This window comes from Streptococcus sanguinis (assembly GCF_026781265.1).
GTDB lineage: Bacteria > Bacillota > Bacilli > Lactobacillales > Streptococcaceae > Streptococcus > Streptococcus sanguinis_T.
The window spans coordinates 143,452-157,073 of the sequence record NZ_JAKUVC010000005.1; the positions used below are offsets into that span (position 1 = coordinate 143,452).

The window sequence follows — 13,622 nt, forward strand, 5'->3', positions numbered from 1 at the left end:
GAGGGTGTATACTGGTGAAAATTAGAAAAGGAGATTACCATGCAAATCAATATGATTCGTTCAGATAAAGTTTATCAGGAGTTGCTTGAACTGCCATTGGAAAAAAGAGAGGGTTGTTTTCGAGCTAAGATTTTAGCACCTTTTGCAACAAAATATCAAACACAACACATTCCTCTGAAAGCGAAGTATCCCGGAGGATTTGATGCTCTTTTCCTACTTGGCTTTATGAATCAGCTACCCGGCACTCTGTCAGAAAAGGATAGGCCGGCTATTGATGCTCTGAGCTCTGATCAACTCTGGCAAAATTGTCAAGATACCATCAAGAGGAGTATCGGTCTTTTTGAGCAAGCTGGCTATGATTTAGAGGTTGAGGATTACTATTTTACTATTTTGTTAGGCAATCCAGAAAAGCCCATGCTACAGCTCAATAAGGGTTACAGCGGAGATGGAGGAATTCCAGGCTACCTCATGCTTAGTCTGCTGCCAAATGACTATACTTTACCACGTGTGCAGGCTGCGTTGGCTCACGAGTGCAACCATAATGTCCGCTTCCAATTTATCAAATGGAACCAGCAGACGACACTAGCAGACTGGGTAGTTAGTGAAGGATTGGCAGAGTCCTTTGCTGCTGAACTCTATGGCAAGGAGCTCATTGGACCTTGGGTCACTTCAACTAGTTCCGAGCAGTTAGAAGAGATTAAGCCCATCATCTCCAGTCAGCTTCAGCTAACAGGGATGGCGGAAATGGCTCCTTATCTCTACGGTGATGAAATTGCAGAAATACAGGGGCAAATACCAGTCGGTATGCCTTATGCTGCAGGCTATGCTTATGGCTATCATCTGATACAAGCCTATCTGAAAAAGACTGGCAAGAGCATTATTGAGGCCACAGTAACACCGACAGAAGAAATTTTAGAGGCGACTAAAGACTTTTGGAAATGACACTTTTACTTGAAAATCTGTCAAAACTTGATATAATGTAGGTGATTTCTGGAGGTATCAGTATGCATTATAAAAGAATTGAATTAAAAGTCACAAATCAAGGTATCCATGAGCGCAAGATTTTTCAAGGTGTTAAAATTTTCAGCCGCAGCAAGCTGTCCAAAGATCAGAAAAGCATTCTAACACAGAAGCTTTACCTGACACCCAAGCAAAACATTGTTTACTATCAACGGACAGATATCAACTATGACCAGGACTGGCATCATAATAAGGACTATTATGAACTAACTTATGGCCAGTTGGACAGAGAAACTGTCTTTAAGGTTTGCCAAGATTTTGACGAACTAAGTCCTTTCCTGGAGAATGAGCTGTTAGAGAAGCTAAAAGAAAAGCAGGTAGCAGGCAAATTTTTTGAAAAATTAGATATATAAAAATCCGGCTGCTTTGATAAGCAGTCGGATTTTTTGAGTTCTTGTTTTGATTTTTTTAGACCACACCTTAGGTAATCATAGCATTGGCTACGTTTTTGAAGGCAGCGATATTAGCACCAGCCAGATAGTCTTTGCTAAGTCCGTAAGTTTCAGCGGTAGTTTTAGCTGTGTTGAGGATGTTGGTCATGATATTCTTGAGACAGCCAGAGTATACAGACATCTATTCATCTGGTAAGAGGGATTTTATCATCCAAATATTCATAGCTGGGTGTCCGGCAGCGTTAGAAAGTGGTTGTTGCAGTGATGTAAAACCATAGTGTTGATAGACGGCCACGGCCGTAGCCAGTTCAGTAGTGGTTTCTAGATAAAGCTGTTCATAACCTGCTAGGCGGGCTTCTTGGAATATCTCCTTTATCAGCCGACTGGAATAACCTTTGCCACGACTGTTTTTAGTGACATACAGTTTCTGTAATTCAGCAATTTTATCAGACACAGGTGCAAAGCCACCGCAGCCAACGAGCTGTCCTTCATCTTCCAGAACAAAGTAAGCTGCTTTCTCTTGATGTTGATAGTAGTCGGCCAAATGATCTAGATGAGAATCAAAGTAGACAGTTCCTGGTTTGTCAAGCCCGAATTCTTCTAGGCTGGCTCGAATGAGCTGCGCTACAGCTGGATTGTCTCTCACTTCCATTGGCCGTAAGTTCATGATTTACCCTCCGATAGGATGTATCAACTAGTTAGACAATACCTTGCGCAATCATAGCATTGGCTACGTTTTCGAAGGCAGCGATATTTGCCCCTGCAAGGTAGTCTTTGCCAAGTCCGTAAGTTTCAGCGGTAGTCTTAGCTGTGTTGAAGATATTTGTCATAATGTCCTTGAGGCGGCCGTCAACTTCTTCGCGAGTCCATGACAGACGAAGGCTGTTTTGACTCATTTCCAGAGCAGATACAGCTACACCACCAGCATTGGCAGCTTTGGCAGGTCCGTAGAAGATACCATTTTCTTTGTAAACAGCGATAGCATTCAGGTCACTCGGCATGTTGGCACCTTCAGATACACAGATAACACCTTGAGCAACCAAGCGTCTAGCGGCTTCGCCATTGATTTCGTTTTGTGTGGCACATGGCAGAGCGATATCATAGTTACCAGTGTAAGTCCAGACAGAACCTTCATGGTAAGTAGCAGTTGCTTTTTCAGCAGCATATTCTGTCAAGCGAGCGCGGCGTTTTTCTTTGACATCAACCAAAAGATCAAAGTCAATACCGTTTTCATCGATGACATAACCGTTTGAATCAGATACAGAGATAACAGTTGCTCCCAGCTCAGTTGCTTTTTGGAGAGCATATTGGGCTACGTTACCAGAACCGGAAATAACCACCTTCTTGCCAGCAAAGCTTTGGCCGTTAGCCTTGAGCATTTCTTCGGTGTAGTAAACCAAGCCGTAACCAGTTGCTTCTGGACGGATCAAGCTGCCGCCAAATCCAAGAGGTTTACCAGTCAAGACACCAGCGTCGAATTGGTTAAGACGTTTGTATTGGCCGTAGAGGTAGCCGATTTCACGTCCGCCAACACCAATATCACCAGCTGGAACGTCAAGGGATGGGCCGATGTATTTTTGCAATTCTGTCATAAAGCTTTGGCAGAAGCGCATCACTTCAGCATCAGTCTTACCTTTGGGATCAAAGTCAGATCCACCTTTACCACCGCCGATTGGCAGGCCGGTCAATACATTTTTAAAGATTTGCTCAAATCCTAGGAATTTCAAGATACCTTGGTTTACAGTTGGGTGGAAACGAAGTCCGCCTTTATAAGGACCAACTGCTGAGTTAAATTGCACGCGGTAACCGCGGTTGACTTGTACGTTACCTTCGCGGTCTATCCAAGGAACACGGAAGCTGATTACACGCTCAGGCTCAGTAATACGCGCTAGGATGTTTTCTTCAATGTATTCTGGGTGTTTTTCGAAAACGGGCTCCAGAGTATTGAGAAACTCTTCAACAGCTTGGAGGAATTCTGCCTCGTGTCCGTTGCGGGCTTTTACGATCTCGAAAGTGCTTTGGATATATTCTTTAGCAGTTGTCATCTGTCATTCTCCTTTAAATAAAATAGTAAACCATCCTGTCGGAAGCTGCTTGCAGCTTGTGTGACGAGGATGTGTTTAGATTCTTAAAACAGACATCTTTTAGATGTCATATTTTATTACATGGAACATTATAGCAGACTTTTTTTCTCTTGTAAAGAAAAAAGTTGAATTTTCTAAAAATTTCCACAATTTATTTTCTGAAACATTCCAGAAAATAGCTGAGCGAACTAGATGTTTTCCGAACGTTAGTCAGGAATTGCTGGTTTAAAAAACGAAAAAGCGAGTTTTGGTGATATAATAGAGGAAATGAGCTAAAGGCACTCGCCTTCAGAAGAAAAAGGAGCGTTTTACTATGGTTTCGACATCTACACAGATTGCTGGTTTTGCATTTGACAACTGCCTGATGAATGCAGCTGGGGTTGCCTGCATGACAAAAGAGGAACTGGCAGAAGTCAAAGATTCTGCTGCGGGAACATTTGTGACTAAGACAGCGACGCTGGAATTTCGTCAGGGAAACCCAGAACCGCGCTATCAGGATGTTCCGCTGGGGTCTATCAACTCCATGGGCCTGCCCAACAATGGCTTAGACTACTATCTGGACTACTTGCTGGAACTCCAGGAAAGCGAATCGAATCGTACCTTCTTCCTCTCTTTGGTCGGTATGTCGCCAGAAGAAACCCACACCATTCTTCAGAAAGTGCAGGCAAGTGACTTTAAAGGGATTACTGAGCTCAATCTCTCCTGCCCCAATGTCCCTGGCAAGCCTCAGATTGCCTATGACTTTGAAACGACGGATAAGCTTTTGGCAGAGGTTTTTGCTTATTTCACCAAGCCGTTGGGTATCAAGCTGCCTCCTTATTTTGACATCGTGCATTTTGATCAGGCCGCTGCGATTTTTAACAAATATCCGCTCAAGTTTGTCAATTGCGTAAACTCTATCGGAAACGGCCTTTATATAGAAGATGAGTCAGTGGTCATTCGTCCGAAAAACGGCTTTGGCGGTATCGGTGGTCAGTACATCAAGCCAACCGCTCTGGCCAATGTCCATGCTTTTTACCAACGCCTGAAACCGGAAATCCAAATCATCGGAACTGGTGGTGTCTTGACTGGGCGTGATGCCTTTGAGCATATCCTCTGTGGTGCCAGTATGGTGCAAGTAGGAACAACCCTTCATAAAGAAGGAGTGGCAGCCTTCGAGCGTATCACCGCAGAACTCAAGACTATTATGGAAGAAAAAGGCTATGAAAGCTTAGAAGATTTTCGAGGAAAATTGCAGTATATTGAGGAGTAATCTTCTATACAAGAGTTATTGTGATTTGAAATGAAGAACATGGCTAGGTTGAGAAGTATTGAAACCCAGCTTTTTCATATCAATTTGAAGAAAGTTCAAATCAAATTGCTATAATTTCGACTCCTTTTATGAGAAAATAGACGCAAAGAAATGAGGTGCTTTTATGGCAGAAATTTATTTAGCAGGCGGATGCTTCTGGGGATTGGAAGAGTACTTTTCTCGCATTGAGGGTGTGGAGCAAACGACAGTGGGATACGCCAATGGACAGGTGGAATCAACCAACTACCAGCTGATTCACCAGACGGACCATGCAGAGACGGTTCATCTAGTTTATGATGAAAATCAGATTAGCCTGCGGGAAATCCTGCTTTATTATTTCCGAGTCATTGATCCTCTGTCGGTCAATAAGCAGGGAAATGATGTAGGACGTCAGTACCGGACAGGCGTTTACTATACCAATCAAGCCGATAAGAACGTCATTGAGAAGGTCTTTGCTAATCAGGAAAAGCAGCTGGGCCGAAAGATTGCTGTTGAGCTAGAGCCTTTGCGCCACTATGTCCTAGCTGAGGACTATCATCAGGATTATCTCAAGAAAAATCCTGGTGGCTACTGTCATATCAATGTCAATGATGCCTATCAGCCCTTGGTCGATCCTGGCCAATACGAGAAGCCTACAGATGCGGAACTAAAAGAGCAGCTGACGGAAGAGCAGTACCAGGTGACCCAGAACAGTGCGACAGAGCGTCCTTTCCATAATGTCTACAATGCCACTTTTGAAGAAGGAATTTATGTTGATGTGACGACTGGTGAGCCCCTCTTTTTTGCTGGAGACAAGTTTGAGTCTGGCTGCGGCTGGCCTAGCTTTAGCCGGCCGATTGCCAAAGATGTTCTAAAATACTATGAAGACAAGAGTCATGGCATGGAGCGGATTGAAGTGCGCAGCCGTTCTGGTAATGCCCATCTGGGGCATGTCTTCACAGACGGTCCAGAAGCAGCAGGTGGCTTGCGCTATTGTATCAACTCAGCAGCTCTGCGATTTATCCCAAAAGAGAAAATGGAAGCAGAAGGATACGGCTATCTGCTGACTTTCATTCAGTAAAAGGGCATAAAATCGACTCAAATGCTTCAATCAGTCATATAATTTTTTTATCACGGCGATAAATTATTTATATAAGCCAAGTCTTCTTTAACATGGTAAAATGAGAAGTAATCTTATAAAATAGAAGATTTAGAATTTTATCCATTAAAGGAGAATAAATGATGAATTTGAAAAAAATCTTTTCGGTAGGCTTAGTCGGCCTTGCAGCCTTGGGATTGGCAGCTTGTGGCGGAGGTGCAAAAAATAAAGATGCTGCTAGTGATGACAAAAAAATATTGGTAGTTGCTTCGCCAGCACCTCATGCTGAGATTTTGGAAGCGGCTAAACCGATTTTGAAAAAAGAGGGCTATGATTTAGAAGTTAAAATTGTCAATGATTATGTGACACCTAATAAACTAGTCTTTGATGGTGACGCAGATGCAAACTTCTTCCAGCATACTCCCTACTTGGATAAATTTAACAAAGAGAATAATGAAAATTTGGTAAGTGTGGGGAATGTTCATATTGAGCCAATGGCGCTATATTCTAAGAAATACAAATCTATCAAAGATTTACCAAATGATGCTGTAGTATATGCTTCAACCAATCCTGCTGAGGTAGGTCGCTTTATTGATCTTTTTGTCAAAAATGGTTTGATGAAGATTAAGGATGGGGTTGATCCAGTCGATGCTCAGTTGAAAGATATTGTTGAAAATCCAAAGAATATCCAGATTAAAACAGAGATTGCTCCAGAATTGTTGGTACAAACCTATAACAATGATGAAGGAGATGCAGTTATTATTAATTCAAACTTTGCTATTGATGCGAAGCTTTCTCCAGTCAAGGACTCTATTGCTCTTGAGGATAGTGAATCACCATATGCAAATTTGATTGCTGTTAGACCAGCTGACAAAGATTCCGAAAAAATCAAAGCGTTGATTAAGGTATTGCAAGGTGATGAGATTCAAAAATTCATCAAGGATAAATACAAGGACGGATCAGTTATTCCAGCAAAATAATGAGATATAAAAGACGAACGCTTGGAGGCGACTCTGACTTACATCAAGCACAGATTTCCTCCTAAGTTCGTTTTTTTCATAGAATAAGCTATTTTATCCACTCTATGTAAGAAAATGAATGATTGCGCATCATGAAAAAATGAAAGGACTAATAATGATTCGTATTGAGAATGTATCTAAGTATTACCAAACTAAGCAAGGTTTGGTAAAGGCTGTTGATGATGTTTCACTAGATATCCAAACAGGTGAGATTTATGGGATTATAGGCTTTTCTGGCGCAGGAAAGAGCACTTTAGTTCGCTTGCTGAATGGTCTTGAAACGGTTAGCAAAGGTACTGTAACCATTAACGATAAAAATATTAGCAGTCTGAAACGGAAAGACTTGTTAGAAGCACGTAAAAAGATTGCGATGATTTTCCAGCATTTCAATTTGCTCTGGTCTCGAACAGTGGAGCAAAACATTGCCTTCCCGCTGGAAGTTGCAGGAGTTCCTAAGGATGAGCGTCTAAAACGTGTCAATGAGTTGATCGAGTTAGTAGGTTTAAAAGGGCGAGAAAAATCATATCCAGCTCAATTATCTGGTGGTCAGAAACAGCGTGTAGGGATCGCTCGTGCACTAGCTAATAACCCAGAAGTTCTTCTTTGTGATGAGGCAACGAGTGCATTAGATCCTAAAACAACCGATGATATACTGAGACTTCTAGTGGATATCAATAAGAAACTTGGACTGACTATTATTATGATTACCCATGAGATGCATGTGGTCAGTCAGATTTGTCATAAGGTTGCCGTTATGGAGAATGGCCGTGTAGTCGAAGAAGGGCAAGTCATTGATGTCTTTAAGAATCCTCAGCAGGAAATCACCAAACAGTTTGTCGGAGAAGAATTTGCGGAAGATGACCTGACACATGTCTATCATCATCTAGAAAAATCGCTAAAATCTGGAACTCTGGTTCGTATCCAATATCTGGGAGATAAGACAGCAGAAGGCATGCTTTCGAACGTTATTCGGGATTTGGATGCTACGATTACCATTCTGCAAGCCAAAGTCAATGTAACCCAAAAAGGCCCGTTGGGCTCCATGGTTATTGTAGTCGAAGAAAATGAAGAAAAGACACACGAAGTTCTGGATCGTTTCCGTCAGGCTGGTGTCAGTGTGGAGGTGTTAGATAATGTTCGCTAGTGTAGAACAAAGAGGGTTCTTGGCTCTCCTGAACGAAATGTTGAGTTTTAAAAATGTTGTTTGGGAAAATTTAATTGTTGCTATTCAAGAGACCTTGTATATGACTCTGGTATCAACATTTTATGTCTTTGTTATAGGATTGATTTTGGGATTATTTCTCTATCTTACAGGTCCTAAAAAAGTTCTAGCCAACAGGTTTGTTAATTTTTTACTGGCAGGGATCATTAACGTATTTCGTTCCATTCCTTTTATCATCCTTTTGGTCTTATTGATTCCTTTTACTCGTTCAATCATGGGAACAATTATTGGTCCGGAAGGTGCCATTCCAACTCTGGTTATCAGCGCGGCTCCATTTTATGCTCGATTAGTTTCTATTGCTCTAAATGAAATACCGTCTGGTGTCATTGAGGCTGCAGAATCTATGGGAGCTAATACTTTTCAGGTCATTTGGAAAGTCCTAATTCCAGAATCTTTACCTGCACTTGTTTCTGGTATTACTGTAACTGCTATTGCTCTAGTAGGGTCAACTGCTATTGCTGGGGTAATTGGTGCAGGTGGTCTTGGTAACCTTGCTTATCAAGTTGGCTTTACTCGAAATATGCAAGATGTTATTTTTGTATCAACAGTTTGTATTTTGATATTGGTATTTATTATTCAAATTCTTGGTGACTTCGTTACTAAGAAAGTTGATAAACGTTAAGTTGGTATTGGAGAGCTCCATGCGGGGCTCTTTTTTATGCCATGATTTTATAAAAAGACTTGCACAATTAGATTAGGCTTGTTATAATAGCTAAAATCTTTTGAAACCAAGTGTTGGGAAAGTGAGGGTATGGCGGATGAAAGCTTATACAAATGTCAATCTGGTGACCTGTGATAGCGCATTTCATGTTTACCGGGACGGGCTGCTAGTGGTTGAGGACGACCGCATTGCCTACTGTGGTCCCTATGATGAAAACTGGCTAGGGAAGTGCAGTGAAAGAGTAGATTATGAAGGTGCTTGGATTATGCCAGGGCTGGTCAACTGTCATACTCACTCGGCCATGACCTTGCTGCGCGGGATTCGTGATGACAGCAATCTGCATGAATGGCTGGAGGATTATATTTGGCCAGCAGAAAGTCAATTCACAGCGGATTTAACGACCCAGGCTGTCCAGCTGGCTCTGGCTGAAATGCTGCTGTCAGGAACAACGACTTTTAACGACATGTATAATCCTCAGGGAGTGGATATTGACCGGATTTATCAGGCTGTGCGGCAGTCTGGTATGCGCTGCTATTTCTCACCAACCCTCTTTAGCTCAGCCGCGGAAACGGCAGAAGAGACTCTGGCTCGTACTCGGGCCATTATTGAGAAAATTCGCTCCTATGACGATGAAGATTTTCAGGTCATGGTGGCGTCTCATTCGCCTTATGCCTGTGACGAAGAACTGCTCAAGGGGAGTCTTGAGCTAGCGCGTGAGCTGGATTTGAAGCTTCATATCCATGTGGCTGAGACACAGGATGAAAATAAAATCATCCTTGAGCGTTATGGTAAACGGCCTCTGGCTTTCTTAAAAGGCCTGGGCTACTTGGAGCAGCCAGCCATTTTTGCTCACGGGGTTGAGCTGAATCCTTCAGAGATTGCGGACTTAGCGGCTTCACCAGTCAGCATCGCCCACAATCCTATCAGCAATCTCAAGCTGGCTTCTGGTGTAGCTCCGGTGACCGACTTACTAGCCGCTGGGGTGACCGTTGGCCTAGCGACGGACTCTGTCGCTTCCAATAATAATCTGGATATGTTTGAAGAAGGTCGGACAGCTGCCCTCCTTCAGAAGATGCGGGCAGGAGATGCGACTCAGTTTACAATTGAGCAGGCTTTAAAAGCTTTGACTATTGAGGGAGCCAAGGCGCTGGGCTTAGAGAAGAAAATTGGCAGTCTGGAAGCAGGCAAGCAAGCCGATTTCATTGTTATTCAACCTAAGGGGCGACTTCATCTCTATCCTTTGGAAAATATGCTGTCACACCTAGTGTACGCAGTCAAAGGCAGCGATGTTCAGGATGTCTACATTGCAGGACAGCAGGTCGTTCGAGACGGCCAAGTGCTGACCGTTGATGTAGGGAGTTTTGTGTAAGAATGAAAGCCGAGTTTCATCTCGGCAATCAGCTCTTAGAATTGAAAAAATAGAAAATGGAGCAGGAGAGTGGGAGAGATTGCGACAATTTCTAGATTGTAGCATGCCTCTCCCAGTTCCTGCTTTTTGCTTTTCTTTCTTTTTGGTGATAAAAATAGTACAATATAGTAAATGTTGATGCACTATTATCAAGCAAGAAAAAGCGGAGAGATGTGATGGATAAAAAATTTCTTTGGGAGAGAATTAAGACTTTTTTTCAGGAACTTTGGAAGAAGATATCTGATTTTGCTGCGGAGCATACTCTCCTGGCAGATGCTTACCATGCTTGGCGGGATTGGATTAAGAAGTTGCTGCTTCCTCGTTCTAAGTTCTTTCAAAAACAACTTAGCAATCGGCAGTTTGTCGGAGTACTTTTGACAGTTGTTGGGCTGTCAGCCGGCTTAATTCTGCTGTCAGAGCATATGCAGGATTTTACCTTTCTGTCTCCTAGTAAGAAAGAGCAGCAGTCAGGTTCTTCTCAGAATCAGACGGTTCGTATCATGGCGACTGGGGATTTGCTTTATCACGACGGACTTTATCTGAGCGCTCAGAAAGAAGATGGAACTTATGAATTTTCTGAGAATTTCCACTATGCCAAAGAATGGCTTCGGCAGGGAGACTTGGTCTTAGGGGACTTTGAAGGCACGATTCGGCCGGACTATCCCTTGAATGGCTATCCGCTCTTTAATGCTCCAGAAGCCGTAGTTCCAGCAATCAAGGATGCCGGCTATCAGGTGATGGACTTGGCTCATAACCATATTTTGGACTCCGGCTTGGAGGGTGTTTTTACTACAGCTCAGGCTTTTGAAAAAGAGGGAATCACTCCCATCGGTGTTTATCCTCATGAAAAACGCAGTCAGGCACCGCTATTAATAAAGGAAGTCAAAGGCATTAAGATTGCACTGCTGGCTTACTCCTATGGTTACAATGGCATGGAGGGGCTGCTCAGTCAGGAAGACTATGACAACCGCCTGTCCAATCTGGATGAAGAAAAGATGCGAGCCGAGATTGAGCGGGCAGAAAAGGAAGCAGATATTACAGTCGTCATGCCTCAGATGGGGATAGAGTACCAGCTGGAGCCAACAGAGGAGCAGATGACCCTCTACCATAAAATGGTTGACTGGGGAGCAGATATCGTCTTTGGAGGGCATCCGCATGTGGTTGAGCCGGCGGAGATTTTAGAGAAAGATGGCCAGAAGAAGCTGATCATGTATTCTATGGGAAATTTCATTTCCAATCAGCGCATCGAAACCATGGAGGAGATTGAAAATGCTCATTGGACCGAGCGCGGAGTGCTGATGGATGTTACCATTGAGAAGACAGCATCAGGCACGCAGATAAAAAGTGCTCAGGCTCATCCGAGCTGGGTCAGCCGAGTTGAAAAGGGCGCTACTTCAGCAGACGGTCTACCTTTATACACATATCAGACCTGGATTTTGGATGACTTTGTCGAAGGCGGCAAGTATCGAGACAAACTGGATCAAGAAACCAGAGCACGGATTGATACCGCCTATCAGGAAATGAATTCTCATGTTGGACTGAATTGGCCGGGGCAATAAATTGTTTGAATATGAGTTTAGCCAGATTGGATTTTCCAATCTGGTTTTTGTTGTTTTGAAATTTAGTTTTTGATAAAGATTTTAAAAGCATTGTTGGGGTTGCAGTTCAGGTCTATGCTTTTTTATTTTAAGATTGTCGTTATATAAAAAAGTTGCTATACTATGCATAACAAGCATTGATTTGGGGCTCAATGCTTAACTGAGAAAAAAGGGATGAAAAAGTTATGGAAGAAAATAAAAGTGCTGCTAAATTACGTGAGGAACGATTGTTAGAAAAGCAAAGGTTAGCTGAAAAAGCACGAATCGCCCTTTTAGAGGAAAAAATGGACGAACGTATTTTTGAGCTGAGAAAAACTTTAGCTCAGACAACAGATTTACTTATTCGGGGAGACTTGCAAGTTTTATTGAATGAGGAAGAGCAAAAGAGGGAGATTTATTATGAGAAAAAGCAGCTTGCAGAATCACAAGCACAGCAAATTCAGTTGGCAGTAGATAAAACATTAGAGGAACAGCTCGTATCGGTAAATCATGTACATGGAGATTCGTGGGCTAAAAAAGAATCAGAGGAAAACGAGCTTGCTGCCAAATTAAATAAACAAAATAGTCATTCAGCAGGAGTTGATTTAGAAGACAGATTGCGATGGCGACAGGAAAGCAAAAGAGATACTGTTTTTATCTCTACTTGTATGATTTTATCTTTACTCTGTCTTGTTTTTATCATCTATAAAAATGCTATTAATGCTTATCGTACTCAAATAGCAACTGTTCAAGCATCTAGTAGCCAGATTCGGGATACAAAAAATCAGGAAGAAGTTGTTGAAAAAGAATCATCAACTAATGTTCAAGAAAAACAAAATAGCCCTACTCTGTCTAGTAGCGTTGCTTCGGTACCAGTAAATTATCAAGTGCAAGTCGATATTGATAATTTGATTATTCGCGAGAAACCAGCATTAAATGGGAAAGATTTAGGTTTCATTGAGAAAGGGATTTACACGATTACTGAAACGGTCCAAATGGATGGACACCTTTGGGGGCGTGTGAAGTCTGGAAAAGGATGGATTGCTCTCGATTATACTACAAAGGTAACTAAACCGTCATCTGCTGATAGTTCGGAATCTTCAATTAGCAATAATTCATCGCTCTACAAAGAATGGGCAGGCTACTATGTTAACTGGACATCAAGTATTCGCTACGTAATTAAAGAAGATGGAACAGGAAGTATGATTACATCAGGAGGAGAAACGCTTTTCAAAGTAAAAATAGAAGAACCTAGTCAGGAAACAAAAGTTTGGGGTCTTGTTTTAGATGACAATGGAGCACCTCAAGAACCTAAGGAATACGTGGCAAATATAGTTATCACTTTGATATCAGATAATGATGGAATGACTCGGAAGCTTTATGGGGTACTATTGAAAAACAATCGTAGAGAACTTACTTTTGGAGAATATACTGAACATAAGAATTCAGTTTATAGAAAATAAGGAAATTAATTATGAAACAATCTCTAACTAATCTTATCTTTTTTATGCTTTATGCAATTCCTACCTATACAGTTATTTATTTGTTCTTTTTACCTCAAATAGCAGCTAGTATGTCTGTCGAATATGAGAATATTGTTTTAAGTGTTATTATTATTTTAATTGCTTTATTCACTTGGCTAGCTATTCTTCCAGCTTTGATTTGTCGAACAGGAAGTAAGTTGATTATTTTTCTTCTATGCTTTCTACTTAGTCCGACCCTACTAGGCTGGATTTTATTGATGGTATGGGCAGTTTCATCAAATATTAATGCAGATAGGCATGAAGATATTATGGATATTTTACAAAGCAGGAATTACTGATAAAAGACCTGTCCGATAATGTACTGACCCCAAAAAGTTAGACAATTA

13 protein-coding genes and 1 pseudogene are annotated in these 13,622 nt (G+C 41.9%); 11 read left to right on the forward strand and 3 right to left on the reverse strand.

Annotation, left to right across the window (positions count from 1 at the left end; translation table 11 throughout):
• The first annotated feature begins 39 nt into the window (after positions 1–39).
• Both MK370_RS08060 and MK370_RS08065 read left to right on the forward strand, forming a co-directional pair.
• Positions 40–942 (forward strand): DUF2268 domain-containing protein, encoded by a 903-nt coding sequence (locus MK370_RS08060; RefSeq protein ID WP_268684864.1) that lies wholly within the window; start codon positions 40–42, stop codon positions 940–942.
• A 62-nt stretch (positions 943–1,004) separates the two neighbouring features.
• The gene (locus MK370_RS08065) at positions 1,005–1,373 is read left to right on the forward strand and encodes an EXLDI protein (RefSeq protein ID WP_268684865.1); all 369 of its coding nucleotides are present in this window, start codon (positions 1,005–1,007) and stop codon (positions 1,371–1,373) included.
• Positions 1,374–1,440: 67 nt separating this feature from the next.
• Here the strand turns inward: MK370_RS08065 and MK370_RS08070 are convergent.
• The 3 genes and pseudogenes from MK370_RS08070 to gdhA all read right to left on the reverse strand — a co-directional run.
• Positions 1,441–1,578 (reverse strand): annotated as a pseudogene (locus MK370_RS08070) (NADP oxidoreductase); the annotation flags it as partial.
• Between the two features lie 15 nt (positions 1,579–1,593).
• On the reverse strand, positions 1,594–2,079 hold the full coding sequence (locus MK370_RS08075; RefSeq protein WP_268684866.1) for a GNAT family N-acetyltransferase: 486 nt from the start codon (positions 2,077–2,079) through the stop codon (positions 1,594–1,596).
• 31 nt (positions 2,080–2,110) lie between these two features.
• On the reverse strand, positions 2,111–3,457 hold the full coding sequence (gene gdhA / locus MK370_RS08080) for an NADP-specific glutamate dehydrogenase (protein WP_268684867.1): 1,347 nt from the start codon (positions 3,455–3,457) through the stop codon (positions 2,111–2,113).
• A gap of 352 nt (positions 3,458–3,809) precedes the next feature.
• Between gdhA and MK370_RS08085 the strand changes: the two genes are divergently transcribed.
• The 9 genes from MK370_RS08085 to MK370_RS08125 all read left to right on the forward strand — a co-directional run bounded on the left by MK370_RS08085 (position 3,810) and on the right by MK370_RS08125 (position 13,574).
• Entirely contained in the window at positions 3,810–4,748 is a 939-nt protein-coding gene (locus MK370_RS08085) for a dihydroorotate oxidase (protein ID WP_268684868.1), read from the forward strand.
• A gap of 163 nt (positions 4,749–4,911) precedes the next feature.
• The gene (gene msrB / locus MK370_RS08090; protein ID WP_268684869.1) at positions 4,912–5,847 is read left to right on the forward strand and encodes a peptide-methionine (R)-S-oxide reductase MsrB; all 936 of its coding nucleotides are present in this window, start codon (positions 4,912–4,914) and stop codon (positions 5,845–5,847) included.
• A 158-nt stretch (positions 5,848–6,005) separates the two neighbouring features.
• Positions 6,006–6,845 (forward strand): MetQ/NlpA family ABC transporter substrate-binding protein, encoded by an 840-nt coding sequence (locus MK370_RS08095; RefSeq protein WP_376739358.1) that lies wholly within the window; start codon positions 6,006–6,008, stop codon positions 6,843–6,845.
• A gap of 154 nt (positions 6,846–6,999) precedes the next feature.
• Positions 7,000–8,028 (forward strand): methionine ABC transporter ATP-binding protein, encoded by a 1,029-nt coding sequence (locus MK370_RS08100; protein ID WP_268684870.1) that lies wholly within the window; start codon positions 7,000–7,002, stop codon positions 8,026–8,028.
• Complete coding sequence (locus MK370_RS08105) at positions 8,018–8,728, forward strand: methionine ABC transporter permease (protein WP_004188762.1); 711 nt, start codon at positions 8,018–8,020, stop codon at positions 8,726–8,728. The genes MK370_RS08100 and MK370_RS08105 overlap by 11 nt, the downstream gene beginning before the upstream one ends.
• Positions 8,729–8,864: 136 nt before the next feature.
• Complete coding sequence (locus tag MK370_RS08110) at positions 8,865–10,136, forward strand: TRZ/ATZ family protein (protein ID WP_268684871.1); 1,272 nt, start codon at positions 8,865–8,867, stop codon at positions 10,134–10,136.
• Positions 10,137–10,351: 215 nt separating this feature from the next.
• Positions 10,352–11,734 carry a CapA family protein gene (locus tag MK370_RS08115; protein ID WP_268684872.1) on the forward strand — a complete coding sequence of 461 codons (1,383 nt, stop codon included), beginning with the start codon at positions 10,352–10,354 and terminating at the stop codon, positions 11,732–11,734.
• A gap of 224 nt (positions 11,735–11,958) precedes the next feature.
• Positions 11,959–13,215, forward strand: coding sequence for a hypothetical protein (locus tag MK370_RS08120; protein WP_268684873.1), 1,257 nt, complete (start codon positions 11,959–11,961; stop codon positions 13,213–13,215).
• 11 nt (positions 13,216–13,226) lie between these two features.
• Positions 13,227–13,574, forward strand: coding sequence for a hypothetical protein (locus MK370_RS08125; protein ID WP_268684874.1), 348 nt, complete (start codon positions 13,227–13,229; stop codon positions 13,572–13,574).
• Positions 13,575–13,622: the final 48 nt, after the last annotated feature.